The sequence below is a fragment of the Lampropedia cohaerens genome (assembly GCF_001005215.1).
GTDB lineage: Bacteria > Pseudomonadota > Gammaproteobacteria > Burkholderiales > Burkholderiaceae_C > Lampropedia > Lampropedia cohaerens.
Genome location: NZ_LBNQ01000012.1, coordinates 96,161 through 120,263, shown reverse-complemented (window position 1 = coordinate 120,263; position 24,103 = coordinate 96,161). Strand labels below are relative to the sequence as shown.

The following is a 24,103-nucleotide window of genomic DNA, read 5'->3' as shown; positions in this document are numbered from 1 at the left end:
TGTTGCTAGCGCGCCTCTTGCGCGGCAGTGTGATCGCTGCGTGCGGCTGCCCGCGTGTGCGCAGAGCGCACGTGCACCACGATGCCAGCCACTACGACCAGCAATGCGGCGCAGCCGGTCGACAGAACGATGCCGCGGTACTGCTCAACGAACAGCATTGCGACCAGTGCGGCAACGATGAACACAATGGTTGCGTAGGTGAGATAGGGGAACAGCCACATGCGCAGCGGAATCTCCCGTCCTGCAGCCTCCAGCTTGCGGCGCATGCGCAGCTGCGAGCAGGCGATGACGAGGTAGACGAGCATGGCGATCATGCCGGTGGTGTTCATCAGCAAGTCCAGGATGTCCTTGGGACGCAGTGACTCGAAGAAGTTGATGCAGGCAATCAGAACGGCCATGGCGCAGGAGACGATCACGGCATTGACTGGCGTGCCGTTGGCGCGGGTTTTCATCAGAAATGCGGGCGCATCCCCGCGTTGAGCGAGCGAGTACAACATGCGCGAGCATGTGTAGTGGGCCGAGATAAAGCAGCTGCTCACGGATGTCAGTACCACGAAGTTCATCACGAACTGCGCGCCGGGCAAGCCCATCAGTTCTAGTGCGCGACGGTAGGAACCGTAGCCGGACTGACCCAACAGTGGGTCGTTCCAGGGCACCAGGCAGACAATCAGGAAGATCGAGCCGATATAGAACAGACAGATGCGCCAGACCACGGAGTTGGTGGCGCGTACGATCTGCTGCGCAGGGTTCTGCGCTTCGGACGCGGCGATGGTGACGATTTCCGCACCAAGGAAGGCAAACATCACCCCGAGCAGCGCAACGATGACCGAGCCGATGCCATTGGGCATGAAGCCACCGTGTGCGGTCAGGTTGGCAACACTGCCGGTTTCGCCTAGTGGCCAAAGGTTAAAGACCGCCAGTGTTCCCAGCGCGATGAAGCAGATGATGGCAACCACCTTGATCAGTGCAAACCAGAATTCGAATTCGCCGTAGTTCTTGACCTGCAGGAAATTGACCACAATCAGCAGCGCTGTGACCACGGCCGTGAAGACGTTGACGCTGACGGCAGGAAACCAGCCATGCAGAATGATGCCAGCGACATAGGCCTCCCATGCCATCAGCAGTGTCCAGAACCACCAGTACAGCCAACCGATGGTAAAACCGGCCCAGCGGCCAATAGCGTCTTCGGCGTAGGTGGAGAACGAGCCGGTATCGGGAGAGGAAGAAGCCATCTCGCCAAGCATGCGCATGATGAGAATGACCAGCACCCCTCCGGCGAGGTAGGCGAGGATGGTTGCAGGGCCGGCCTGGGCGATCACCGAGCCGGAACCGACAAACAGTGCTGCGCCAATGACGCCGGCGATCGACATCATGGTGAGGTGGCGGGTCTTCAGGGAGGCGCTGAGGTGGCCGGAGCCTTCAGCGGTGCGGGCGTTGGAATCAGTCTGCATGGTCTGTTCACCTCCGTGCGCCGCTGCAGGCAGCGGGTGCGGACTGGTTGGCTGGAACGAGGGCGCGCGGTTGCAGGCGCTGTGCGGACACGCGGGGTGCGGCCAGCGGCGATGCATGCACCTGATCAGGGCGGCGCTCCTCGAGACGAAACCGGCGGTTCTGCTGGCACCGGCCGGTGCGTTGCGACAATGTGGCAGTCGGGCGGCAGGCCACAAGGTTGTGATGGTGTCTCCTCGTTGTTATTGGCGCGGCCACAGCCATACGCCGCGTCCGTGAAGCGGATCGCAGCGCCTGGCGGGCCGTGTCGGATTCCGGATGGACAGCACAAGGCTTAGGCCAGCGCCGCGGCCACGCTGTCGGCGATGATGGCAAGACCTTCGTCAGCCACTTCGTCGCTGACGGTCAGCGGCACAAGGATACGGATCACGTTGCCGTAAGTTCCGCACGACAGCAGTATCAGGCCGCGGCGGGTTGCTTCTTCCACGATGCGCTTGGTTGTCGCCGCATCGGGACGGTGCACGTCGCCGTCAATGCCCAGCTCGAATGCCACCATGGCACCGAGACCGCGCACGTCGACTATTTGTTTGTGCTGCGCCGCCAGCTTGCGCAGGCCGCTCTTGAGGCGCTCACCTAATTGTTTGGCGCGCTCAAGCAGTTTCTCCTTCTCGAACACACGCAGTACGGTCAGCGCCGCAACAACAGAGACCGGGCTGCCCGCATAGGTGCCACCCAAGCCACCCGGAATAGGCGCATCCATCACCTCGGCGCGGCCGGTAACGGCGGAGATTGGGTAGCCGCCGCCGAGCGACTTGGCGGTCGTGATCAGATCGGGTACGACGGGCCATTGCTCGCAGGCATACCAGGTGCCGGTGCGGCCCGCCCCAGTCTGCACTTCATCGGCGATGAGCAGGATGCCGTGCGCGTCGGCAATTTCCTTGAGGCCGGCCATGAATTCGGCGGGCGCGGCATAGAAACCGCCTTCCCCCTGCACCGGCTCGATCAGAAAAGCTGCGACACGTTCGGCCTCAATGTCGTACTTGAACAGCGCACGCACCGATTCCAGTGCCTCTTCGACGCTGACACCGTGCAGCGGGTTGGGATACTTGGCGTGGTAGATGTCGGAGGGGAAGGGACCGAACCCGACCTTGTAGGGAGCAACCTTGCCGGTCAGTGCCATGGTCAGATTCGTGCGACCATGAAAGCCGCCGCCAAAGGCGATGATGCCGGAGCGCTTGGTGTAAGCCCGCGCGATCTTGACGGCGTTCTCCACCGCTTCGGCACCGGTGGTCAGGAACAGCGTTTTCTTGGCGGTGGAACCGGGGGCAAGCTGGTTGAGCCTTTCTGCCAGCTCCACGTAAGGTTCATAGGCAACCACCTGAAAGCAGGTGTGGCTGAACTTGGCCACCTGCTCCTGCACGGCAGCCGTGATTTCCGGGTGGGCATGGCCGGTGTTGAGCACCGCGATGCCGCCGGCAAAGTCGATGTAGCGGCGTCCCTCGACGTCCCAGATTTCCGCATTGCTCGCATGACTGGCGAAGATCGCGTGCGACTGGCCAACGCCACGCGGCAAGGCGGCCTGGCGGCGGGCCATCAGTGCGGCATTGTCCTGACTGGCGGGTTGGGGCTTGGTGATAAAGTTGTCGGCTGGGCTGTTCATGGGTTTCTCTGCATTGCCAAGGTGCGCAGGACATCTGCGTCATGACCAATGCCTTGGCAGCAGCAGCCAATGTAGGGAGCCTGTGTGCCAGCGTCCATGTACAGCGGTGCGCGGGAGTCGGCGCACTGTACTGGTCGCTTGACCACTACAGGAAAACCCTAGGTTCTCCGGCATTTTTCTTGCTTTGTATCGGCTTGGCCCGATGGATGGATTTTCTGGATCGCATTTTCCCCATGCTTGATTTGCGCCCTGACGCCCCGACACCGCTGGTGCGCCAGATCATTGAAGGTATTCGCGCGCTGGTGCAGTCACAGGTACTCAAGCCTGGTGCCAAGCTGCCCTCGATCCGAGCCTTTGCCGCCAGTCACTCCGTGAGCGTGTTCACGGTGGTGGAAGCGTACGACCGGCTGGTGGCGCAGGGGGTGCTGGTCTCGCGCGCCAACGCCGGATTCTTCGTCAATCGCAGAGTCGAGCCTGCAGCGGCGAACAGCGCCGAAGGCGCAGTGCGGGCGCAACCGGTGTTCGATGCGGCCTGGTACCTCACGCAGATCTTCGAGAACCGCGACTGGCCGCTCAAGCCCGGCTGCGGCTGGCTGCCCGACGAATGGATGTTTGGCGATGGCGTGCGGCGCGCGTTGCGCAAGCTGGCCAGTGACGGCGTGGCCCTGAGCGGTTACGGCGATCCGCTGGGGCTGCCGGCGCTGCGGCAGGCCATCGCCCAGACGCTGGCGCAGGAGCAGCTGATTCATGCCACGCCGGCGCAGGTGATGCTCACGCACGGCTCCAGTCAGGGGCTGGATCTGGCTGCGCGCACACTGGTCAAGCCCGGTGATGTCGTCCTGGTTGATGAGCCCGGCTATCCCAATCTGCTGAGCATGCTGCGGCTGCAAGGGGCCGTGTTGCACGGTGTGCCGCGCACGCCCGATGGGTATGACCTGCAGGAATTCACGCGCTTGCTGGAGACGCTGCGGCCGAAGGCATTCTTTACGCAGCCGCGCCTGCAGAGTCCGACATGCTCGCGCGCCAGCCTGGCGCAGCTGCACCAGCTGTTGCAACTGGCTGCGCGGCACGATGTGATGCTGGTGGAGAACGACATCTACGCGGACATGGACGCCAGTCACCAGCCGTCGCTGGCCAGCCTGGATCAGCTGCAGCGCGTGATCTATCTGGGCAACTACTCCAAGACAGTGGCGGCCAACCTGCGCGTGGGGTATTTGCTGGCGCATCCACAGGTGCTTGCGCCCATGCTGCACCTGAAGATGCTCTCCGGCCTGACCTCTTCGGAAGTGGGCGAACAGCTGGTCTTTAACGTCATTACGGACGGGCGCTGGCGAAAGCACCTGCGGCAGCTGCGCGAACGCTTGGCGGCGGCACACGAGACCGTGGCCGCGCGCCTGCGGGCATTGGGTTTCGAACTGTTTAGCGAGCCGGGCGAGGGCATGTTCCTGTGGGCGCGCCATCCCGCGGTGGCCGATGGCCGGATGGCGGTCGATGCGGCCGCTGCGCAAGGGATATTGCTGGGGCTGGGGCAGCTGTTCATGGTCGATCTGGCCCCGACCGGGTGGCTACGCTTCAATGTCTCCTACAGTTTGGACGAGCGGCTGTGGCAGTGGTTGCAGCAGTGGCTGCAATCCCTGCCCGGCAGTGCATCGGCACGGTTGCGGGACCACGCGGCATGAAATCGGATTTGCCGGGATGGAGCCGGGTTGGCGTACCGCCACGGGCCCCTGGTACGGTGCTCGCCTTTCTGCGTCAGCGCTTTCCGCGTGTGGAGGAGGCGGTGTGGCGCCAGCGGCTGGCTGCTGGCCAGGTATGCAATGCGGCCGGCAAGCCGCTGGCAGCGGATATGCCAGTGGCTGTGACCACCCACCTGCTGTACCGGCGCACGGTGCAGCAGGAGGTTCCCGTGCCGTTTGCCCATACCGTGCTGCATCAAGATAGTGCACTGGTTGTGGTCGACAAGCCCCACTTCCTGCCGACGGCACCGGCCGGCCAGCACGCCGCGCAGACGCTGCTCACGCGGCTGCAGCGCCAACTGGGCTTGCCGCAGCTTTCACCGCTGCACAGGCTGGACAAGGACACTGCCGGAGTGGTGCTGTTCTGCGCCGATCCGGCGCTGCGTGATGCCTACCATAGCCTGTTTCGCAACCGCCAAGTAGACAAGGTCTATGAGGCGGTGGCGCGCTGGCATGTGCGCTTTGCCACGCCAGTGGTGCATCGCAGCCGGCTGGAGCCGGGCGGGCCGCGCTTTTTCACGATGATGGAGGTGCCTGGCGAGCCCAATAGCCAGACCTCGATGGAGGTCATCGCGCGGCATGGTGCATGGGCACTGTACCGACTGCGACCGGAAAGCGGGCGCAAGCACCAGTTGCGTGTGCACATGGCTGCGCTGGGCGTGCCGATCCGCCACGATGCGTTCTATCCGGCCATTAACGATCCGCCCGAAGGCGACTTCAGCCGGCCACTGCAACTGCTGGCGCGACGCATCGCGTTCAACGATCCGTTGACCGGAGCGCTGCGCGTATTCGAGAGCAGGCGCCAGCTGCAGTGGCCGCCGCCCGAGGCGGCGTGAAGCGCGTCGGGCGCAGCGGGGTCAGGCTGCGGCGCCTGCGCTGCGCAGCTGCGCAACGACCTGTTCGCCCAGCGCCTCCGCCTGTGCCGTGCTGGTGACCTGCGCGCGGGCCTGCGCCTGCACCAACGGTTGCCTGCCATGCACATCGCCCCAGGCAGCACGCAGCCAGAGCTGGTCGCTTGTGCCGCCCTCGGCCCACACTGCGTGGGCTGCCAGCGGCACTGAGCAGCTGCCGCCAAGCCCGCGGCTGACGGCGCGCTCGGCGGCTGTGGCCAGCCATGTGGGTGCGTCGGCCAGCGGCTGCAGCGCAGCGATCAACTGGGCGTCATCGCTGCGCACCTCGACGCCGAGTGCCCCTTGGCCTGCTGCTGGCAGCATCTGTTCAGGCGTGAAGATGTGACGAATCCGCGCCTGCAATCCCAGGCGTTCCAGACCGGTTGCGGCCAGCACGATGGCATCAAACTGACCTTCATCGAGTTTGCGCAGGCGCGTGTCGAGGTTGCCCCGCAGCGGCTTGATGCGCAGGTCCGGGCGCAGGTGGTGCAGCAGTACCTGGCGACGCAGGCTGGAGGTGCCCACGCAGGCGCCGTGCGGCAGGGCGTCCAGGCTGGCATAGCGGGGCGAGACGAAGGCATCGCACGGATTGCCGCGCGGCAGCACGCAGGCGAGTGTGAATCCCGCAGGCAGGTCCATGGGCACGTCCTTGAGCGAGTGCACCGCCAGCTGTGCACGGCCTTCAAGCAGGGCCGCTTCCAGCTCCTTGACAAACAGACCCTTGCCGCCGACTTTGCTGAGACTGCGATCGAGGATCTGGTCGCCGCGGGTTGTCATCCCCAGCAGCTGCACGCGATGGCCGCGCTGCAGCAGCAGCGTCTGCACATGCGTGGCTTGCCACAGCGCTAGGCGGCTTTCACGGGTAGCAATGGTCAGCGCAAGTGGGGAAGCATTGTTGGACATGGCAGAGAAGCTGGGTAACCGGCCCGTGCCGCATGATCGCGTGGTGCAGGAGCGAACCGAACGCCTTGAACGAAACCGCAGATGCTAGCACGCGCCGTCATGTGGTGGACCGAGCTTGGATGCGGCGACATCACCAGCATGGCGCCATTGCGCGTCGCGCAAATGCCGATAGATGGTCTGCCGACTCACGCCCAGTGCGCGAGCCGCTCGGCTGATGTTGCCGCCCGCTTCCTGGACAGCGCGTGCAATGGCAGCCAGTTTGCGGCGTTGCAGTGCACCGGCCATGTCGTCTGCCTGTGCGGTGCGGGCAGGCAGTGCCGCCGGGACCGCCGGGGCGGCAGGGGGCAGACTTTGCAGCGTGGCGCTGATGTCATCGGCCAGATGGTGCCAGCTCAGCTGTTGCTCATGGGGTTCGCGCAGGGCGCAGGCCGTCTTCAGTACGCTGGCGAGCTGGCGCAGGTTGCCGGGCCAGTGGTAGCGTCGCATGGCTGCCATCACATCGGGGGCTACGTGCAGATCCTCGGTAGCGCAGTCACGCAGAATGCGGCCAATCAGCGCATCGAAATCCTGTCGCTCTCGCAATGGCGGCAGATGCACGGCAAAGCCATTGATGCGGTAGTAGAGGTCTGCGCGAAAGCGCCCTTGCTCCACCGCCTGCGCCAGCGCGCAATGGCTGGCGCAGATCAGCGCGAAATCGACTTGCACGGGCGCGCCGCCCAACGGCGTGACTTGGCGCTGCTGCAGCACGCGCAACAGGCGCGACTGCAGCAGCAATGGCATGTCGCCGATTTCGTCGAGAAACAGCGTACCACCATGCGCTTCACGGATGCGCCCGGGGCTGCCGCCGCGCAGGGCACCGGTATAGGCGCCCGGTGCGTAGCCGAACAGCTCGGCCTCGATCAGCGATTCGGGGATGGCTGCGCAGTTGATGGCCACGAATGGTTTGCCCTGCCGCGGACCACTGGCGTGCGCGGCGCGTGCCAGCACTTCCTTGCCCACACCGGACTCACCCTGGATCAGCAGTGGAATGTCGTGCCTCAAAATGCGGCGCACTTTGTCGGTGGCAGTGCGCCAGCGTTGGTCGCCGGTATCGGTAGCGGCCAGCGCATCCTGGGCCGTCTCGCCTGATGGGGCGGAGTCGCTGGCCTGCACAGGCGCGGCGGTGGGGTGCGGTGCGGCCGAAAGCCGATGGTCTGTGGCGCGCTGCCACAGTGGCGCGGCGGTCGCGTAGTGGATGCGCAGGTAGAGCTTGCCAGCGCCAGGCAGGCGCAGGCTGCGGATGCCGCGGTTCGATTCTGCGAGCAATTTCAGCAGGCGCTCGCGCAGGCGGCTGTCGAGTCTCAGCTGGAAGAAGTCGCCGCTGGCAAGGCGCAGCAGCTGCATGGCTGCCTGGTTGGCGCCGACGAGCACGCCGTCGCCGGACATGATGACAATCCCTTCGGCCGGTGTATCCAGTCCCTGCGGCTGGGGATGCAGGTGGATGCGGGCATGTTGCGGATAGCTGGACTTCAGCCAGCTGTTCTCAATCATGCGCGCGGCCATACCCGCCAGCGCCAGTGTATGGCGGTGCGAGGCAATCGGCGCGCCGGAAATGTCAACGACGCCAGCCACGTCGCCCTGTGCGGTAAAGATGGGGGCGGCAGAGCAGTGCAGGAAGCCGTTTTGTTCCATGAAGTGCTCGCTGCCTCGCACCCGCACCGGTGCGCGATCGGCCACTGCGGTGCCGATGGCGTTCGTGCCGCGGCGGCGCTCATGCCAGTCGGCTCCCGGCATCAGGGCCACGCGCTGTGCCTTGTTGAGGAAGGTACGATCTCCTTGCGTGTGCAGCAGCAGGCTGTGGGCGTCGGAGAGAACGACCATGCACTGGCTGCCGCGAATCTGTCCGTACACGAAGTCCATCACGGGCCGGGCGTGTGCGAGCAGGTCGCCATTGCAGTCGAGCAACTGCCGAAAGGCACTGCCAGTGAGGGGCTCAGGTATTTCGCGCATGTCACGCGGGTGAAGGCCTGCGTCAACGCTGCGCTGCCAGGAATCGGCCAGGCGCGCGTCCAGCGCGGGGCGCCCCGCCGCGCAGAGCGCGCTGCGTGCACTCAGGAGTTCCTGTACTTCCTGCCTCATGCTGTCTCCTTGCCATGAAGGGGGACACGCGCTTGCCGTTGTGCACACCGGTGCCCGCCTGGCAGGGTGACCCTCTCCCGCGTGCGTATCCCGCAAAGCTGTTGCGGCGATGCCGGCCAGCTGCCTATCGCGTGGGCGCAGGCACTGGCATGCAGGCTTTCTGCGCGCCTGTCAAGCCGCCTCGTTGGGTCTCAGGTCCACCCGTGCAACGGCAGTGAGCGGCCTGACGGACCCATTATAGGAATCGCGCAAACGCCACGCTGTGCGGGTTTGCGCGACTGTTGCGGTTGTCATGAAAACGCAGGGGTGACAGTGTCTCAAACTGCGACACAGCAACCTGGAGAGTTGGTGTTGCAATGCACAAAAATCGTTATAAATCATATGTTTGTGTGTATATGCCAGTTGGCGCGAATTTTGTATAAAGTGTATTGACGCGGTACGCCGTCGGCGTGCGCGTAAGGATCGGCTGGGTTTGTGTGACCACGGCCTTGATCGTCATAACTTCAACATATGGAGGCATACATGGCAGACCCCTTTGAGCTCAAGCGCTTCAACCTTGATCTGCGCTTTCCCTACAAGGCGCAGTACGACAACTACATCGGCGGTAAATGGGTGGCGCCATCGGCCGGGCGCTATTTCGAGAACATTTCTCCCATTACCGGCAAGCCCTTTACCAAGGTCGCGCAGTCCGATGCCGAAGACGTCGACCGCGCGCTGGATGCGGCCCATGCCGCCCAGGTCAAATGGGGCAAGACTTCGCCGACCGAGCGCTCCAACCTGCTGCTGAAGATTGCCGATCGCATCGAGCAGAACCTGCAGCTGCTGGCGGTGGCCGAGACCATCGACAACGGCAAGCCCCTGCGGGAGACGCTGGCCGCCGACCTGCCGCTGGCGGTAGACCACTTCCGCTACTTTGCCGGCTGCCTGCGGGCCGAGGAGGGAGCGATCTCGGAGATCGACGAGAACACCGTGGCCTACCACTTCAAGGAGCCGATCGGTGTCGTGGGCCAGATCATCCCCTGGAACTTCCCATTGCTGATGGCCGCCTGGAAGCTGGCGCCGGCGCTGGCCGCCGGGTGCTCGGTGGTGATGAAGCCGGCGGAACAGACGCCGGCCTCCATTCTGGTATTGATGGAGACGATTGGCGATCTGATTCCCCCGGGTGTGGTCAACATCGTCAATGGCTTCGGCAAGGAGGCTGGCGAAGCACTGGCAACCAGCAAGCGCATCGCAAAGATTGCCTTCACCGGCTCCACCCCGGTGGGCCAGCGCATCCTGCATGCCGCCGCGGACAATCTGATTCCGTCCACCGTCGAGCTTGGCGGCAAGAGCCCCAACATCTTCTTCGCGGATGTGATGGACAAGGATGATGCCTTTCTTGACAAGGCGCTGGAAGGGCTGGCGATGTTCGCGCTGAACCAGGGCGAGATCTGTACCTGCCCATCACGCATTCTGGTGCAGGAGTCGATCGCCGAAGCGTTCATCGAGAAGGCCAAGGAGCGCGTAGCCAGGATCAAGACGGGCCATCCGCTGGATACCTCGACAATGGTCGGTGCGCAGGTTTCCAAGGTGCAGATGGAGAAGATTCTCAGCTATATCGACATCGGCAGGCAGGAGGGCGCCCAGGCCATCATCGGTGGTGAGCGCAATGCGCTGGGCGACGAGCTCGAAGGTGGCTACTACATCAAGCCCACGATACTGCAGGGCAACAACAAGATGCGTATCTTCCAGGAAGAAATCTTCGGCCCCGTTGCGGCGCTGACGACCTTCAAGGACCTGGACGAGGCAGTGGCCGTTGCCAATGACACCGTTTTTGGACTGGGCGCTGGCGTTTGGACGCGTAACGGCACGACAGCCTATAAGGCCGGGCGGGCCATTCAGGCTGGCCGCGTGTGGACCAACTGCTATCACGCCTATCCGGCGCATGCCGCATTTGGTGGCTACAAGCAGTCGGGCATTGGCCGCGAGACCCACAAGATGGCACTGGCCAACTACCAGCAGACCAAGTGCATGCTGGTGAGTTACAGCCCTGACAAGCTCGGATTCTTCTGAGCGCACGGTGCGCCAGCGGGCGCGGCAGCGGCGGTCCGGCCGCCGTTGCGCACGATACAACTGTTAACCGCTTCTCAACCTGTAAAGGAGAACGTCTCATGAGCAAGACCATGAAAGCTGCCGTAGTGCGCGAGTTCGGCAAGCCGCTGCAGATCGAGGAAGTGCCGGTGCCTACCCCCAATGACGATCAGGTACTGGTGAAAATCGCCGCTTCCGGCGTGTGTCATACCGACCTGCACGCCGCTGATGGTGACTGGCCAGTCAAACCCAACCCCCCATTCATTCCCGGCCATGAAGGAGTTGGTCATGTCGTGGCAGTGGGCAAGAACGTCAAACATGTCAAGGAAGGCGACCGTGTCGGCATTCCGTGGCTGCACACCGCTTGCGGCTACTGCGTCCACTGCCTGGGCGGGTGGGAGACGCTTTGCGAGAAGCAGGAAAACACCGGTTATTCCGTCAACGGTGGCTTTGCCGAATACGCGCTGGCCGATCCCAACTACGTCGGACACGTGCCCAACGGGCTGGACTCCATTGAAGTGGCACCCATCCTGTGCGCTGGCGTGACGGTGTACAAGGGCTTGAAGGTACTGGGCGCCAAGGCAGGGGACTGGGTGGCAATCTCTGGTATTGGCGGTCTTGGCCACCTGGCCGTGCAGTATGCCAAGGCCATGGGCTACAACGTTGCCGCCATCGACGTGGAAGATAGCAAGCTGACGTTGGCCAAGGCGCTGGGCGCCACCGTGGTCGTCAATGCGCGCACCACCGATCCCGCTGAGTTCCTCCAAAAGGAGATTGGCGGCGCACATGGCATTCTCGTCACCGCTGTCTCGGAAAAAGCCTTTGAGCAGGCGATCGGGGCGGTGCGCCGTGGCGGCACCATCTCGCTCAATGGCCTGCCGCCCGGCAGCTTCCCGCTGCCGATCTTCTCCACCGTGCTCAAGGGCATCACCATCAAGGGCTCGATTGTCGGCACGCGCCTGGATCTACAGGAATCACTCGATTTCGCCGCGCAGGGCAAGGTCAAGGCTACCGTCAAGGCCGAGAAGTTGGAGGCCATCAACGATATCTTCGACCGCATGCACAAAGGGAAGATCGACGGACGTATTGTGCTGGACATCGCTGCCTGAGGTCAGGCAACCTGATGGTGCGCTGCGCGTTGATGCGGCGCGCTACCGATAGCGCATCAGCAGGTGCCTTTCCATCTTCATCTGGCTGGCAGGCAGCGTCCTGCCAGCCATTGTTTTCAGTGCATGTGCAGGCCGCCGTTGACGGGAAAGTCCGCGCCGGTGGAGTAGCCACCGTCTTCCGACACCAGCCATGCGATGATGGAGGCGATCTCGCCGGGCTCGCCCAGGCGTCGCACGGGAATGGTGGCGACGATCTTCTCCAGCACGTCCTCGCGGATGGCCTTGACCATGTCAGTGCCAATGTAGCCGGGGCTGACGGTGTTGACGGTTACCCCCTTGCTGGCCAGCTCCTGTGCCAGCGCCATCGTAAAGCCGTGCATCCCGGCCTTGGCGGCTGAGTAGTTGGTCTGGCCGGCCTGGCCCTTGGCGCCATTGACGGAGCTGATGTTGACGATGCGGCCCCAACCTTTCTCTACCATGTCCCCGACCACCTGCTTGGTGACATTGAACATGGAATTGAGGTTGGTTTCGATGACGGCATTCCAGTCATCGGGCGTCATCTTCACGAACATCCTGTCGCGCGTGATGCCGGCATTGTTGACCAGTACATCAATGCTGCCGTGTTCGGCCTTGGCCTTGGAGAAGGCTTCTACGGTGGAATCCCAGTTTGCGACATTGCCGACCGATGCGTGAAAGATGTAGCCGGCAGCCTTTTGTTCGTCAAGCCAGGACTGGTAATCCCGCTTGGGGCCGCAGCCGGCAATCACCTTGAATCCTTCCTTGTACAGGCGTTGGCAAATGGCGGTGCCGATTCCGCCCATTCCTCCGGTAACGTAGGCGACCTTCTGATTCATGCGATGTGCTCCTTGAATGTTTTTTACAGAAAGCTGGATGCAAAGACTGTGCCCGGCTCAACCGTCTGGCTGACTGGTGGGGCGATGATCGGATGATTCAACTCAAGCGCGCTGGCGGACATAGCTGCCCGGTGCCGGCTCGATCTCTTTGTAAGCAGCGCCTCGCCCGGGGCGCTTGGGGGCTGGAACCTGTTTGCCGGCATGGCTCGCCAGCCATTCGGCCCAGTGCGGCCACCAGCTCCCGGGGACTTGCTCGGCCGTCTCGACCCAGCGTTCCCAATCCCCGGGCAGGGGGCTGACGCTGCTCTTCCAGTAATGGCGCTTGCCGCGCGCCGGAGGGTTGATCACTCCGGCAATGTGTCCGGATGCACCCATGACGAATTGCTTGTCACCTGGAAAAACGCGCGTGCTTGCGTAGGCTGCGCGAATTGGCACGATGTGGTCCTCCCGCGAGCCGTAGATGTACATTGGCGTGTGCACCTGGCGAAAGTCCACCGGTACGCCGCAGACGGTGGCGTGTCCCGGCTTGACTAGGTTGTTTTCGAGGTAGGTATTGCGCAGGTACCACGTGTAAAAGGGGCCGGGCAGGTTGGTGCCGTCGCTGTTCCAGTACAGCAGGTCGAATGGCGCTGGCGTTTCGCCCTTGAGGTAGTTGCCAACGACATAGTTCCACACCAGTTCGTTGGGGCGCAGGAAACGGAAGGTCGTTGCCAGGTCATGGCCTGGCAACAGTCCTTTCTGGCCCATTTGCAGTTCGCGAAAGCGCACCAGGTTCTCGTCGATGAAGATGTCGAGAATACCCGTCTCGGAGAAGTCAACCAGCGTAGTCAGTAACGTGGCGCTTTCGACCGGATGGGCGCCGCGCGCGGCCAGCACGGCGAGGGCGGTGGTGAGAATTGTGCCGCCAACGCAGAAGCCCAGTGTGTTGATGGTGGCGGCGCGAGTGATGTCCTGTACCACGCCAATGGCCTCGATGGCCGCGTGCTCGATGTAGTCATCCCAGGTGCAGGTATCCATTGACCGGTCCGGGTTGCGCCAGCTGATGACAAAGGTGCGATGGCCTTGCGCAACGGCGTATTCAATCAGCGAGTTGCCGGGCTGCAGGTCCAGGATGTAGTACTTGTTGATGCAGGGGGGGACCAGCAGCAGCGGTCGCTCGTACACCTTTGGAGTGCTCGGCTTGTACTCGATGAGCTGAAACAGCGCGTTCTGGTAGACCACTGACCCGGGCGTGACGGCGAGGTTGCGGCCCACTTCGAACTGTGCCTCGTCGGTCATGGAGAGATAGCCGCGCCGGACGTCCTGCCACAGGTTGAGCAGGCCTTTGGAAATGCTTTGGCCCTTGGAGGCGATGGCTTGCAGCTGCGCTTCGGGGTTGAGCGCCAGGAAATTGCTCGGCGCAGTGGCGGCCAGCCACTGGTCCACCGCAAACTGCAGGCGAGCGCGGGTCTTGTCGTCGGTTTCGGTGATGGCCACCAGCCTGTGCAGCAGCGCGCCATGGATCTTGTAGAGCGCAGCCGTCATGGCAGCGGGTTTGCTCTCCAGCCATGCGGGACTGGCAAAGCGCCGATCGGTGCGCAGCATCTCGGCCAGCTCGTGGAGCTCACTGCGGGCGAGCTGCCCGATCTGCTCCAGGTATTGTGCTTGCAGCGCCTGCAGTTTCTCCGCATCGATGTGCAAACGCGGCGTGTCGGGGCTGGCGGCATGACTTTGCGCCAGTTCGGCAAAGAAGGAAAAGGGGGGGCTCGCGCCAGCACCGGCGGCATCCTGCTGCTTGCCGTGCAGGCCCTGCTGCCCCAGTTGCCCCCAGCCTTGCAGCGCCTGCTGCTGCAGCGTGTGCAGCTGCTGCCAGTAATCGACGTGCGTGCCTGCGCCTTGGTTCGGGGTGCTGCTCATGGCCAATGTCTCCTCATCCAATCCTCGGGGTCGCCGCCGGGGCGCAAGGCCTTGCCTGTTCTGTTTGCCGCCGCATGGGTCCTAAGCAGTATGCCAGCGGCACGCATGTACGTCAGGCATGCCTGACACCAGTGCGCAGGATTCAAGCGCCAGGCTTGACGTCAGTGCTGGCTACGGCGCCATTTTTCTCGATTTACGCAACCATCATAGATGGTCCATCGGGGCGGCTTCAACTGGGCAAACCCGCTCCACTTTGGTAGCACAGGGTTTATCCGCACCTGCGGCGCATAAGAACATCGCAAACAGGCTCTCAGACCCTGCGAAGGGGGTCATGGCGTCTGGCCTATGTCAGCCAGATGCATGCGGCCATGCGCCCGGTTGCGCCAAGCGCCGCCGCATCCCGGCGGTGGGAGAAGAAGTGCTGCGCCTGCGCATGGGTGCACCACGCGGGCTGGCCGTCATTGCCATGCATGGCCTGGTGTGGCACGCCTGCTGCATGTAGGCGCAGGCGCGCCAGCGCGGGCAGGCTGGCGTGCCACTTGCCCGGCCCGGCTGGAGAAAAGCACGCTGCCACGGCGGCGTCGGCGGGATGCGGGCGCACGAAGGCCTCACGTACGTCATCGCCCACTTCAAACGCAGCGGGACCGATGCACGGCCCCAGCCAGACGAGCACATCGCGCGCTACCGCGCTCAGTGGCATGTGCGGCGCGCCGGCCAGCAGGCGCGCGAGCAGGGCCAGCTGCTGGAGTGTCGCTTCAAGAATGCCGTGACCCTGCGTGCCGGCCAGGCCGCGCCAGCCGGCGTGGGCCGCGGCCACAATGGGGTAGTGGCGATGCGTGAACAGTACGGGCAGGCAGTCGGCCACGAGAATCGTGCATGCGGTGCCTGCGCTTGTCGTGATCGCGGCGTCGGCCGGCGGGCCATCGGTGCTCGGGCCATGGGGCAGATCCAAGGGCGCCAGCGGAAGATGCACGACATGGTTGCCATGCACCTGCGTCAGAAAGGTCAGGCGGACAGGATGGGCGCCACCGCCAAGGGCCTGGACCGCCATGTGCAGGCGCGCGCGATTGGCCATGACGGCTTGCCTGTCATCGCCAACATGGCTGCCGAGGTTCCAGCTATCCCAGGGCGCTGCGCTGCAGCCGCCCGTGCGGGTCGTGAACAGGGCCTGCACGTGCGCCGGCGCCGGCCAATCGGGGACAATGACCTGCGCATTGGCAATCGGTTGCAGAGAAGGATCTGACATGGCGCGCGCGGCTATGGCTATTGCACCCAGGTGTTCATTTCGATGATGGGCATGAGCACCGCGAGCACGATGATCAAGACAGCCACGCCCATGGCGACGATGAGCAGCGGCTCCAGCATGGTGGCCAGACGCACGGCGCGCCGCTGCACCTCATTCTGCAGCTGTTTGGCGGCGCGTTCGAGCATCAGTGGAAGCTCGCCCGTCTGCTCGCCAAGGCGTGCAAACATGGCCAGCAGGGCGGGAAAGCGTTTTTTTTGTGCCAGCGCTGCACCTAGCGGCGCGCCCTCGCGCACCAGCACGAGCGCGTCCATCGCATCACGGCGCATCGAGCGGTTGCCGACCGTCTCTGCCGCTGCCTGCAGCCCCTTGAGGATGGGCACACCAGCGGCACTCAGCATCGCCAGCGTGGAGGCAAAGCGCGCCGCGTTGAACTGGGCGGTGAGCTTGCCGATGACCGGCAGCCTGAGCCACAGCGCGTCGAACTTCTCGCGCTGGGCCGGGCGGCGCAGTGCCCAGCGCACCAGCACGCACGCGAATGCCACGGTCAGCAGCAGCCACAGGCCATGCGCGCGCAGCGCATCGCTGATGGCGAGCAGGACTTCCGTCAGTAGCGGCAGGCTGCGGTTGTCGCCGGCGAACACACTGGCCACTTGCGGAACGACATAACTGAGTAGAAAGCCCACGATGGCAATGCCCACGACCGTGACGATGGCCGGATAGAGCGCCGCGCCGACGATTTGCGCGCGCAGGGCCTGCTGGTTCTCCAGCTCATCGGCTAGGCGCTCCAGCACATTGCCCAGCTCGCCACTTTGCTCGCCGGCGCCGACCACGGCCACATATACCTCGGAAAACTCGCGCGGCCACGCGGACAGCGCGCGCGCAAAGGTGCTGCCGCCATTGATTTCGGCGCGCAGGCTGGCCACCAGATGCTGCTGGCGTACGTCCTCGGCTTCCTCCGCCAGCATGGCCAGGGCGCGCTCAAGGGTGAGCCCCGAGGTCACCAGTCCGGCGAGCTGGCGCGTCCAGATCGTCAGTGTGGTGGCATTGAAGGCGCGGCGCTGGAAGCTGCCTGAACCTGCCGCGGCATCCTTGCCGCCCTGAACGGGATCGACGGCCAGGGGCACCAGGCCCTGCGCACGCAACTGGGTGCGGGCAGCGCGGGCGGAGTCGGCGTCGATGGTGCCCTTGCGGGGCTGGCCGAGAGCGTCAATGGCATCGAAGGAATAGGCGGGCATGCTGCAGGATGGAAAAACTGCGCCGATTGTGCATGAACCAACGGGTCATGACGATGACAGCTACCGGTTAGCGTGCTGCCTGCGCCACGTCCAGGGCGCGACCGGATGTGCGTCGCCCCAAAGACCCAGGCGAGCGCGCTGCGCCCGCCGTTCGGCCTGGACCAGCCGGGGATACTCCGCGGCGGTTGGCCGGTACACCCAGGCCAGTCCGCTTTGCACCAGCCGCAGGCTGACGTCCACGCCGCCACAGTGCACATCGGCAAGCACGCGCTGGTAGCGGTCCCGTGCTGGCCTGGCGGGGATGCGGATGGCCTGCTTTTGGCACAGCGCAAGCACCGCCTGGCGTGCCTGCTGGCCATAACGCTGGCGCAGTTCCGGCGCATCAATGCCACGCAGGCGGATGCGGGTGACGCCACCGAGCCCCGGGCAGAGTGCCCGCAGCGAGTCGCCGTCAGAGACACGGGTGACTGTGCACACCTGTGTGTGGGACTGTCCGCGTGGTGCGGCGGAGGTACAGCCGGCCGTCAGGGCCAGCAAGGCAAGCATTGCGCAGCATGCCCCGTGTCGCCATGCCACGCTCATGGCTGTTTCATGCCATTGCGTTGTGCCAGTGCCAGATACAGTGCGCTGTGGTCGAGGTCGGCAAAACCTTCGCGGCACGCATCCTCAAACAATGCGTGCAGCAACCGGGTGATGGGGGGCTCGAAGTCCAGCTGCGCACTGGTGGCCAGTGCATTGCGCAGGTCCTTGAGCTGCACCGTCATGCGTGCGCGCGGCGCGAAGTCCTGCGCCACCATGCGCTCGCCATGCAGCAGCAGGATGCGACTGTCGGCAAAGCCGCCACTGATGGCCTCGCGCACCTTGGCCGGGTCGGCGCCGCCCTTCCTGGCCAGCAGCAGCCCCTCGGCCACGGCGCCGATGGTCACGCCCACAATCATCTGGTTGATCAGCTTGGTCAGCTGCCCGGTGCCATGGCCGCCGACATGGGTGGCGCGACCCAGCGCTGCGAAGATGGCGGAAGCGGCCGCAAAGTCCGCGGCGTCACCGCCCACCATGATGGCCAGGGTGCCGGCTTCCGCGCCCACGGTGCCACCGGAGACGGGGGCGTCCAGCGTGCGGATGCCGCGCGCCTGCAGCAGCTGTGCATGCGCACGGGCTTGCTCGGGTTGGATGGATGCCATGTCGATGAACAGGCTGTCGGCGGGCATTGCGGCGGCAACACCCTGGTCCTCCAGAACCTTGCGTACGACATCGCCGTTTTCCAGCATGGAGATGGTGATGGCAGCATGGTGCGCAGCCTCGGCAGCACTGGCATGCAGGTGCGCGCCCAGCTGCGCCAGTGGGGCGGCCTTGGCGGCGGTGCGGTTCCAGACGTGCAGTGGAAAGCCTGCGTCCAGCAGGCGTGTGGCCATGGGCAGGCCCATCAGGCCCGTGCCGAGAAAGGCGATGGCGGGTTTGGAGGAATGTTCTTGCGTCATGCGTATGTATGCCTGTGCCATGTGCGAATGGGCGAGGCGAGCAGGCGGTGTCCTACGGAAGATATGGTCAAGTGTGCAAACCAGGTCGCGTCAGCATACCGATGCGCTATATTGCCACGCTCTTTTCAACTAGGCAGGGGGACAGACATGCGCATTGGCGTCCCGTCGGAGACGGCGGCAGGTGAGACCAGGGTTGCGGCCACGGCGGAAACGGTCAGAAAGCTGGTGGCCCAGGGCCATGCCGTCCAGGTGCAAAGCGGTGCGGGTCAGGCTTCGGCCCAGACGGATGACGCCTATCGTGCAGCCGGCGCTGAAATCGTCGACGCACGCACGGCCGCGGCGGCGGAACTGGTGCTTAAGGTGCGTGCGCCGCAGCACGACGAACTGGCTGACTATACGCCTGGCGCGGTGCTGGTGGGCATGCTTGATCCCTTCGATGCCGAAGGGCTGCAGCGGCTGGCCAGCGCCGGACTGACGGCATTCGCGCTTGAGGCTGCGCCGCGCACCACCCGGGCGCAAAGCCTGGATGTGCTGTCCTCGCAGGCCAACATCGCCGGCTACAAGGCAGTGATCATGGCTGCCAACGCCTATCCGCGCTTTTTCCCGATGCTGATGACGGCGGCCGGTACCGTGAAGGCGGCCAAGGTGGTGGTGCTGGGTGTCGGCGTGGCCGGGCTGCAGGCGATTGCGACTGCCAAGCGCCTGGGCGCCACCATCGAGGCCAGCGACGTGCGCCCGAGTGTGAAGGAGCAGGTCGAGTCGTTGGGCGCCAAGTTCATCGATGTGCCCTACGAGACTGCCGAGGAGCGGGAAGCGGCCGAGGGCGTGGGGGGCTATGCCCGCCCCATGCCGCCCAGCTGGTTGGAGCGCCAGCAGGTCGAAGTGGCCAAGCGCGTGGCCGCCGCCGATGTCGTCATCACCACCGCGCTCATTCCAGGACGCGCCGCACCGACGCTGGTGACCGAGGCGATGGTTCAGGCCATGAAGCCGGGTTCGGTCATCGTCGACATTGCCGCCGGCCGCGGTGCCGATGGCGTGGGCGGCAACTGCCCGTTGACGCAGGCCGGCAAGACCGTCGTCAAGCACGGCGTGACCCTGATTGGCGAGACCAACCTGCCGGCGCTGGTGCCGGCCGATGCCTCGCAGCTGTATGCGCGCAACGTGCTGGACTTCCTGAAGCTGATCCTGTCCAAGGATGAGGGGCTGAAGATCGATCTGGCGGATGACATCGTCGCCGCCTGCCTGATGACGCGCGACGGCAAGGTGGTCAGGGCATGAGCCGCGTCATGCTGCGCGCGAAGCTGCACCGCGCCACCGTCACCGAGGCGGATCTGCATTACGAAGGCTCCTGCGGCATCGACGAAGACCTGCTGGATGCCGCCGACATGCGGGAGTTCGAGAAGATCGAGCTCTACAACGTCAATAACGGCGAGCGCTTTTCCACCTACATCATCAAGGCCCCGCGGGGCTCGGGCACGATCTCGCTCAACGGCGCGGCGGCCCGGCGCGCGCATGTGGGTGACCTGCTGATCATTTGCACCTACGCGCCGATGCCCGAGGAGGCCATTGCCCACCATCAGCCGCGAATCGTGCTGCTGGGCGAGGGCAACCGTATCGAGGCCATCAAGCCGGCCCACGGCTGAGCTGCGCTTCGTTCACCCCGTCAATCACTCAAGGAAAGAGATATGGATGCCGTATCGCACATCGTCACCAATCTGATCATCTTCGTGCTGGCCATCTATGTGGGCTACCACGTGGTCTGGAACGTCACGCCTGCGCTGCATACGCCGCTGATGGCGGTGACCAATGCCATTTCCGCCATCGTCATCGTCGGCGCCATGCTGGCAGCGGCGCTGACGGAGACGCCGCTTGGCAAGACCATGGGCGTGCTGGCCGTGGCGCTGGCGGCCGTCAACGTCTTTGGCGGCTTTCTGGTCACGCGCCGGATGCTGGAGATGTTCAAGAAGAAAGAGCGCAAGGCGCCCACCAAAGCGGGTGAGGAGAAGTCGGCATGAGCATGAATCTCGTCACACTGCTTTACCTGGTGGCCAGCGTCTGTTTCATCCAGGCGCTCAAGGGGCTGTCGCACCCGACGACATCCATCCGCGGCAATGTCTTCGGCATGGCGGGCATGACGATTGCCGTCGTCACTACCTCCGCATTGATCGTCGAGCTCGCGGGTGGCGTCATGGGCCTTGGTTGGGTGCTGCTGGGCTTGCTGGTTGGCGGCTCGGTCGGCGCGGTGATGGCCAATCGCGTCGAGATGACCAAGATGCCGGAGCTGGTGGCCTTCATGCACAGCATGATCGGGCTGGCAGCGGTGTTCATTGCCGTGGCCGCGGTGGCCGAGCCCTGGGCCTTTGGCATTGCCGCGCACGGCCAGCCCATTCCCGGTGGCAACCGCATCGAGCTGGCGCTGGGCGCGTTCATTGGTGCCATCACCTTCACGGGCTCGGTGATTGCCTTCGGCAAACTCTCGGGCAAATACAAGTTCCGGCTGTTTCAGGGCAAGCCGGTGCAGTTCAAAGGGCAGCACTGGCTGAATCTGCTGCTGGGCCTGCTGGCGGCGTTCTTCGTATTCGGCTTCTGGCACTCGCAAAGCTGGATCGATATCGTGCTGGTCATTGCGCTGGGCTTTGCGCTCGGTGTACTGCTGATCATCCCCATTGGCGGTGCCGACATGCCAGTGGTGGTCTCGATGCTCAACAGCTACTCCGGCTGGGCCGCCGCCGGTATCGGCTTCTCGCTCAATAACGCCATGCTCATCATTGCCGGCTCGCTGGTGGGCAGCTCGGGGGCGATTTTGAGCTACATCATGTGCAAGGCCATGAACCGCAGCTTCTTCAACGTCATTCTCGGCGGCTTCGGCGGCGACGCTGCTGCGGGTGGCGCGGCAGGTGGCGAGCAGCGCAACGTCAAGAGTGGCAGCGCCGACGATGCGGCATTCCTGCTGGGCAATGCCGACAGCGTAGTCATCGTGCCCGGCTATGGTCTGGCAGTGGCGCGCGCGCAGCATGCGGTCAAGGAGCTCGCGGCCAAGCTCACCGAGAAGGGCATCACGGTCAGGTACGCCATCCATCCCGTCGCTGGACGCATGCCTGGGCACATGAACGTGCTGCTGGCCGAGGCCGAGGTTCCGTACGACCAGGTCTTCGAGATGGAGGACATCAATGGCGAGTTCGGCCAGGTCGACGTGGCCATCGTGCTGGGCGCCAACGACGTGGTCAACCCGGCTGCGCACACCAAGGGCAGTCCGATCTATGGCATGCCGATTCTCGAGGCCTACAAGGCCAAGACGGTCATCGTCAACAAGCGCTCCATGGCCGCCGGCTACGCGGGCCTGGACAACGCGCTGTTCTACATGGACAAGACCATGATGGTCTTTGGCGATGCCAAGAAAGTGGTGGAAGACATCACCAAGGCCATCGAGTAACGCCACGGCGGGGCGCTGCCGCATAATGCGTACCGTCTACGCAGCACGTGCCAATGCAAGCGGCGCAGCGCCTGCGTTGGTGCGCGTGTTACCTTTGTCAGTCAAGCAAATACACATGAGCAAACAGGAATGGGCCCCGGGCCTGGAAGTGCAGGGCATTGATCCACCGCTTTCTTTGGGTGATTTCCGGCTGATCGCCTTTGACATGGATTCGACGCTGGTGACCTCCGAGTGCGTGGACGAGATTGCCGACGTGGTAGGTAAGAAAGCCGAGGTGGCGGCGATCACCGAAGCGGCCATGCAGGGCGTCATTACGGACTACAAGGAAAGCCTGCGCCAGCGCGTGGCCCTGCTCAAAGGGGTGCGGTTGGAGCAGTTGGAAGCGGTCTACAACGACCGTGTGCGGCTGACCGAGGGTGCCGAAAGGCTGGTTGCTGCCTGCAAGCAGGCGGGGTTGAAGACCATTCTGGTCTCCGGCGGCTTTACCTTCTTCACCGACCGGATCAAGGCTCGGCTTGGGCTGGATTTTTCGCGTGCCAATCTGCTGGAAGTCCAGGACGGCGCGCTGACGGGGCGACTGCTGGACCAATCCTGGGGCGACATCTGCGACGGGGAGGAAAAGCGCAAGGCGGTGTTGGACCTCGCATCGCTGATGGGCATTTCGCCCACGCAGGTCATTGCGGTGGGCGATGGCGCCAACGACATTCCTCTGATGCAGGCCGTTGGCCTGTCGGTTGCCTTCCACGCCAAGCCGCGCGTGCGCTCGGTGGCCAAGGTGGCGATCAATCAGGGCGGGCTGGATCGCCTGCTGGAAGTGACGAGACCTGCTTCCTGATTTCTTGCGCGATGGGTGGTGTCCGACAGGGGCTGCCCACCTCGGGCTACAACGGTCGCTCCTCTGTCTTGCCTAGAGTCGGGGTAGCTGTTATCAATTTTTCGGGCAACGTAGGCGTCGCTCCTCTGTCTTGCCTAGAGTCGGGACTATTGATCGGGACGGCTTGGGCGCAGTGTCTGTGCTCTTGAGCCGTTGCGGCCAATAACCCTCTATCACTCGCGCAAGGAGCAACAAGCATGACCAACAAGGACCAAATCGAAGGCACTTGGCGTCAGTTCAAGGGCAAGATTCAGGAGAAGTGGGGCAAGCTCACCGACGACGACCTCGATGTGATTGCCGGCAAGAAGGAGCAATTCCTTGGCGCGCTGCAGAAAAAGGAAGGGCTGGCCCGGGGGAGGAAGCCGAAAAGCAGCTGGAAGAATGGCAGCGTCAGAATCCCGACTACCGCTTCGATGACTGATTGCCCCAGCGCCGCCGGCCAGTGAAGGCGGCGCGGCCAGCGTCTAACTCCCGCTGAAAGGCCCGGTTGATGCCCGCATCTGCCGGGCCTTTTGGCCGGTGGTACTTTGCCTGGCTGCCCGTCGGGTTGCCTCGCCAGAGGCACGCCGCGGCGTTGCCAATCCTCGCCGGGCCTCCAGTCCGACTGTGGTTTGCGCCTTGCATTGCATCGCCTGGTGAGGCGACGCGGTGCGTGAAAAGACCGTAAACAGGTTCTTACTGCGACGGCGGCTGCAGTCCGAGAATCCACCGGGCCAACGCCCGCGCATCGGCTTCGCTGACGCGGGTATTGGGCGGCATCGGCACAGGGCCGTAGACGCCCTTGCTGCCATGGCGAATGTGGTCGACCAGCACATCCTCGGCATCGGCCTCCCCCGCGCGGCGCCTGGCCACCTCGCGGAAGGCGGGCCCGACGACTTTGCGATCAACCTGATGGCAGGCAACGCAGGCATTGGCACGGGCAAGCTGCTCATCGGCATGTAACGGTGCACCTGCCGCCAGCAGACCAAGCAGTACGCTGGCCTGCAGCACGGCAGTAAGGCAATGGAATGCCGGTTGGCGGTAAAGACGAAACACGAACATCCTGTAGACGACGAAACAAACAGCCCGCCAGCCTAGCACAGCGCCAGCAGATGCGGCGGCGCGGACAGCCTTTCCTGACTGGCGCAGTGCACCTACCGGGTGCGGAGCGGC

20 protein-coding genes and 1 pseudogene are annotated in these 24,103 nt (G+C 64.1%); 10 read left to right on the top strand and 11 right to left on the bottom strand.

Annotated elements, in window-relative coordinates; all coding sequences use genetic code 11:
- Positions 1–5: 5 nt before the first annotated feature.
- On the bottom strand, positions 6–1,451 hold the full coding sequence (locus tag AAV94_RS02925) for an amino acid permease (protein WP_046740863.1): 1,446 nt from the start codon (positions 1,449–1,451) through the stop codon (positions 6–8).
- 332 nt (positions 1,452–1,783) lie between these two features.
- On the bottom strand, positions 1,784–3,109 hold the full coding sequence (gabT, locus tag AAV94_RS02920) for a 4-aminobutyrate--2-oxoglutarate transaminase (RefSeq protein ID WP_046740817.1): 1,326 nt from the start codon (positions 3,107–3,109) through the stop codon (positions 1,784–1,786).
- 233 nt (positions 3,110–3,342) lie between these two features.
- On the opposite strand from gabT, the gene AAV94_RS02915 reads away from it, so the two are divergent.
- On the top strand, positions 3,343–4,788 hold the full coding sequence (locus AAV94_RS02915; RefSeq protein WP_046740862.1) for an aminotransferase-like domain-containing protein: 1,446 nt from the start codon (positions 3,343–3,345) through the stop codon (positions 4,786–4,788).
- A complete protein-coding gene (locus AAV94_RS02910) occupies positions 4,785–5,681 on the top strand; it encodes a pseudouridine synthase (protein ID WP_046740816.1) in 897 nt (298 codons plus the stop codon). Before AAV94_RS02915 ends, AAV94_RS02910 begins: the two co-directional genes overlap by 4 nt.
- A gap of 21 nt (positions 5,682–5,702) precedes the next feature.
- Here the strand turns inward: AAV94_RS02910 and hemC are convergent, their stop codons facing one another.
- On the bottom strand, positions 5,703–6,638 hold the full coding sequence (gene hemC, locus AAV94_RS02905) for a hydroxymethylbilane synthase (RefSeq protein WP_046740815.1): 936 nt from the start codon (positions 6,636–6,638) through the stop codon (positions 5,703–5,705).
- Positions 6,639–6,722: 84 nt separating this feature from the next.
- Entirely contained in the window at positions 6,723–8,756 is a 2,034-nt protein-coding gene (locus tag AAV94_RS02900) for a sigma-54-dependent Fis family transcriptional regulator (protein ID WP_046740814.1), read from the bottom strand.
- Positions 8,757–9,278: 522 nt separating this feature from the next.
- Between AAV94_RS02900 and exaC the strand changes: the two genes are divergently transcribed.
- Both exaC and adhP read left to right on the top strand, forming a co-directional pair.
- Positions 9,279–10,808, top strand: coding sequence for an acetaldehyde dehydrogenase ExaC (gene exaC, locus AAV94_RS02895; protein WP_046740861.1), 1,530 nt, complete (start codon positions 9,279–9,281; stop codon positions 10,806–10,808).
- Positions 10,809–10,906: 98 nt separating this feature from the next.
- On the top strand, positions 10,907–11,935 hold the full coding sequence (adhP, locus tag AAV94_RS02890) for an alcohol dehydrogenase AdhP (RefSeq protein WP_046740813.1): 1,029 nt from the start codon (positions 10,907–10,909) through the stop codon (positions 11,933–11,935).
- A 116-nt stretch (positions 11,936–12,051) separates the two neighbouring features.
- Here adhP and phbB read toward each other — a convergent pair whose 3' ends face one another.
- From phbB to AAV94_RS02860, 6 genes are all read right to left on the bottom strand, one after another.
- Positions 12,052–12,789 carry an acetoacetyl-CoA reductase gene (gene phbB, locus AAV94_RS02885; RefSeq protein ID WP_046740812.1) on the bottom strand — a complete coding sequence of 246 codons (738 nt, stop codon included), beginning with the start codon at positions 12,787–12,789 and terminating at the stop codon, positions 12,052–12,054.
- A 102-nt stretch (positions 12,790–12,891) separates the two neighbouring features.
- Entirely contained in the window at positions 12,892–14,685 is a 1,794-nt protein-coding gene (locus AAV94_RS02880) for a PHA/PHB synthase family protein (protein ID WP_084824710.1), read from the bottom strand.
- Between the two features lie 343 nt (positions 14,686–15,028).
- Complete coding sequence (locus AAV94_RS02875; protein WP_046740811.1) at positions 15,029–15,931, bottom strand: polyphenol oxidase family protein; 903 nt, start codon at positions 15,929–15,931, stop codon at positions 15,029–15,031.
- A 17-nt stretch (positions 15,932–15,948) separates the two neighbouring features.
- Complete coding sequence (gene gspF / locus AAV94_RS02870; RefSeq protein WP_046740810.1) at positions 15,949–17,166, bottom strand: type II secretion system inner membrane protein GspF; 1,218 nt, start codon at positions 17,164–17,166, stop codon at positions 15,949–15,951.
- Between the two features lie 60 nt (positions 17,167–17,226).
- A complete protein-coding gene (locus tag AAV94_RS02865) occupies positions 17,227–17,712 on the bottom strand; it encodes a thermonuclease family protein (RefSeq protein WP_052754881.1) in 486 nt (161 codons plus the stop codon).
- Between the two features lie 32 nt (positions 17,713–17,744).
- Positions 17,745–18,644, bottom strand: a complete 900-nt coding sequence (locus AAV94_RS02860; protein WP_046740858.1) for an NAD(P)-dependent oxidoreductase — start codon at positions 18,642–18,644, stop codon at positions 17,745–17,747.
- A 147-nt stretch (positions 18,645–18,791) separates the two neighbouring features.
- Between AAV94_RS02860 and AAV94_RS02855 the strand changes: the two genes are divergently transcribed.
- From AAV94_RS02855 to AAV94_RS02830, 6 genes and pseudogenes are all read left to right on the top strand, one after another.
- Positions 18,792–19,922: a Re/Si-specific NAD(P)(+) transhydrogenase subunit alpha gene (locus tag AAV94_RS02855; protein ID WP_046740809.1), complete on the top strand. Its 1,131-nt coding sequence runs from the start codon at positions 18,792–18,794 to the stop codon at positions 19,920–19,922.
- Positions 19,919–20,287, top strand: coding sequence for an aspartate 1-decarboxylase (gene panD, locus AAV94_RS02850; protein WP_046740808.1), 369 nt, complete (start codon positions 19,919–19,921; stop codon positions 20,285–20,287). Before AAV94_RS02855 ends, panD begins: the two co-directional genes overlap by 4 nt.
- Before the next feature lie 42 nt (positions 20,288–20,329).
- Complete coding sequence (locus AAV94_RS02845; RefSeq protein ID WP_046740807.1) at positions 20,330–20,659, top strand: NAD(P) transhydrogenase subunit alpha; 330 nt, start codon at positions 20,330–20,332, stop codon at positions 20,657–20,659.
- Positions 20,656–22,077 (top strand): NAD(P)(+) transhydrogenase (Re/Si-specific) subunit beta, encoded by a 1,422-nt coding sequence (locus tag AAV94_RS02840; RefSeq protein ID WP_046740806.1) that lies wholly within the window; start codon positions 20,656–20,658, stop codon positions 22,075–22,077. Before AAV94_RS02845 ends, AAV94_RS02840 begins: the two co-directional genes overlap by 4 nt.
- A gap of 115 nt (positions 22,078–22,192) precedes the next feature.
- Positions 22,193–22,912: a phosphoserine phosphatase SerB gene (gene serB, locus AAV94_RS02835; RefSeq protein WP_046740805.1), complete on the top strand. Its 720-nt coding sequence runs from the start codon at positions 22,193–22,195 to the stop codon at positions 22,910–22,912.
- 236 nt (positions 22,913–23,148) lie between these two features.
- Positions 23,149–23,372, top strand: a pseudogene (locus AAV94_RS02830) (CsbD family protein).
- Between the two features lie 254 nt (positions 23,373–23,626).
- On the opposite strand, the gene AAV94_RS02825 reads toward AAV94_RS02830, so the two are convergent.
- Positions 23,627–23,992 (bottom strand): c-type cytochrome, encoded by a 366-nt coding sequence (locus AAV94_RS02825; protein WP_046740804.1) that lies wholly within the window; start codon positions 23,990–23,992, stop codon positions 23,627–23,629.
- Positions 23,993–24,103: the final 111 nt, after the last annotated feature.

Bases quoted from the DNA above. Each gene is read 5' to 3' on its own strand.
- adhP (WP_046740813.1), top strand. From the start codon at position 10,907: ATGAGCAAGACCATGAAAGCTGCCGTAGTGCGCGAGTTCGGCAAGCCG.
- AAV94_RS02880 (WP_084824710.1), bottom strand. From the start codon at position 14,685: ATGAGCAGCACCCCGAACCAAGGCGCAGGCACGCACGTCGATTACTGG.
- AAV94_RS02875 (WP_046740811.1), bottom strand. From the start codon at position 15,931: ATGTCAGATCCTTCTCTGCAACCGATTGCCAATGCGCAGGTCATTGTC.
- gspF (WP_046740810.1), bottom strand. From the start codon at position 17,166: ATGCCCGCCTATTCCTTCGATGCCATTGACGCTCTCGGCCAGCCCCGC.
- AAV94_RS02845 (WP_046740807.1), top strand. From the start codon at position 20,330: ATGGATGCCGTATCGCACATCGTCACCAATCTGATCATCTTCGTGCTG.
- AAV94_RS02915 (WP_046740862.1), top strand. From the start codon at position 3,343: ATGCTTGATTTGCGCCCTGACGCCCCGACACCGCTGGTGCGCCAGATC.
- phbB (WP_046740812.1), bottom strand. From the start codon at position 12,789: ATGAATCAGAAGGTCGCCTACGTTACCGGAGGAATGGGCGGAATCGGC.
- AAV94_RS02840 (WP_046740806.1), top strand. From the start codon at position 20,656: ATGAGCATGAATCTCGTCACACTGCTTTACCTGGTGGCCAGCGTCTGT.
- AAV94_RS02925 (WP_046740863.1), bottom strand. From the start codon at position 1,451: ATGCAGACTGATTCCAACGCCCGCACCGCTGAAGGCTCCGGCCACCTC.
- AAV94_RS02825 (WP_046740804.1), bottom strand. From the start codon at position 23,992: ATGTTCGTGTTTCGTCTTTACCGCCAACCGGCATTCCATTGCCTTACT.
- serB (WP_046740805.1), top strand. From the start codon at position 22,193: ATGAGCAAACAGGAATGGGCCCCGGGCCTGGAAGTGCAGGGCATTGAT.
- AAV94_RS02855 (WP_046740809.1), top strand. From the start codon at position 18,792: ATGCGCATTGGCGTCCCGTCGGAGACGGCGGCAGGTGAGACCAGGGTT.
- gabT (WP_046740817.1), bottom strand. From the start codon at position 3,109: ATGAACAGCCCAGCCGACAACTTTATCACCAAGCCCCAACCCGCCAGT.
- panD (WP_046740808.1), top strand. From the start codon at position 19,919: ATGAGCCGCGTCATGCTGCGCGCGAAGCTGCACCGCGCCACCGTCACC.
- AAV94_RS02865 (WP_052754881.1), bottom strand. From the start codon at position 17,712: ATGCTTGCCTTGCTGGCCCTGACGGCCGGCTGTACCTCCGCCGCACCA.
- hemC (WP_046740815.1), bottom strand. From the start codon at position 6,638: ATGTCCAACAATGCTTCCCCACTTGCGCTGACCATTGCTACCCGTGAA.
- exaC (WP_046740861.1), top strand. From the start codon at position 9,279: ATGGCAGACCCCTTTGAGCTCAAGCGCTTCAACCTTGATCTGCGCTTT.
- AAV94_RS02910 (WP_046740816.1), top strand. From the start codon at position 4,785: ATGAAATCGGATTTGCCGGGATGGAGCCGGGTTGGCGTACCGCCACGG.
- AAV94_RS02900 (WP_046740814.1), bottom strand. From the start codon at position 8,756: ATGAGGCAGGAAGTACAGGAACTCCTGAGTGCACGCAGCGCGCTCTGC.
- AAV94_RS02860 (WP_046740858.1), bottom strand. From the start codon at position 18,644: ATGACGCAAGAACATTCCTCCAAACCCGCCATCGCCTTTCTCGGCACG.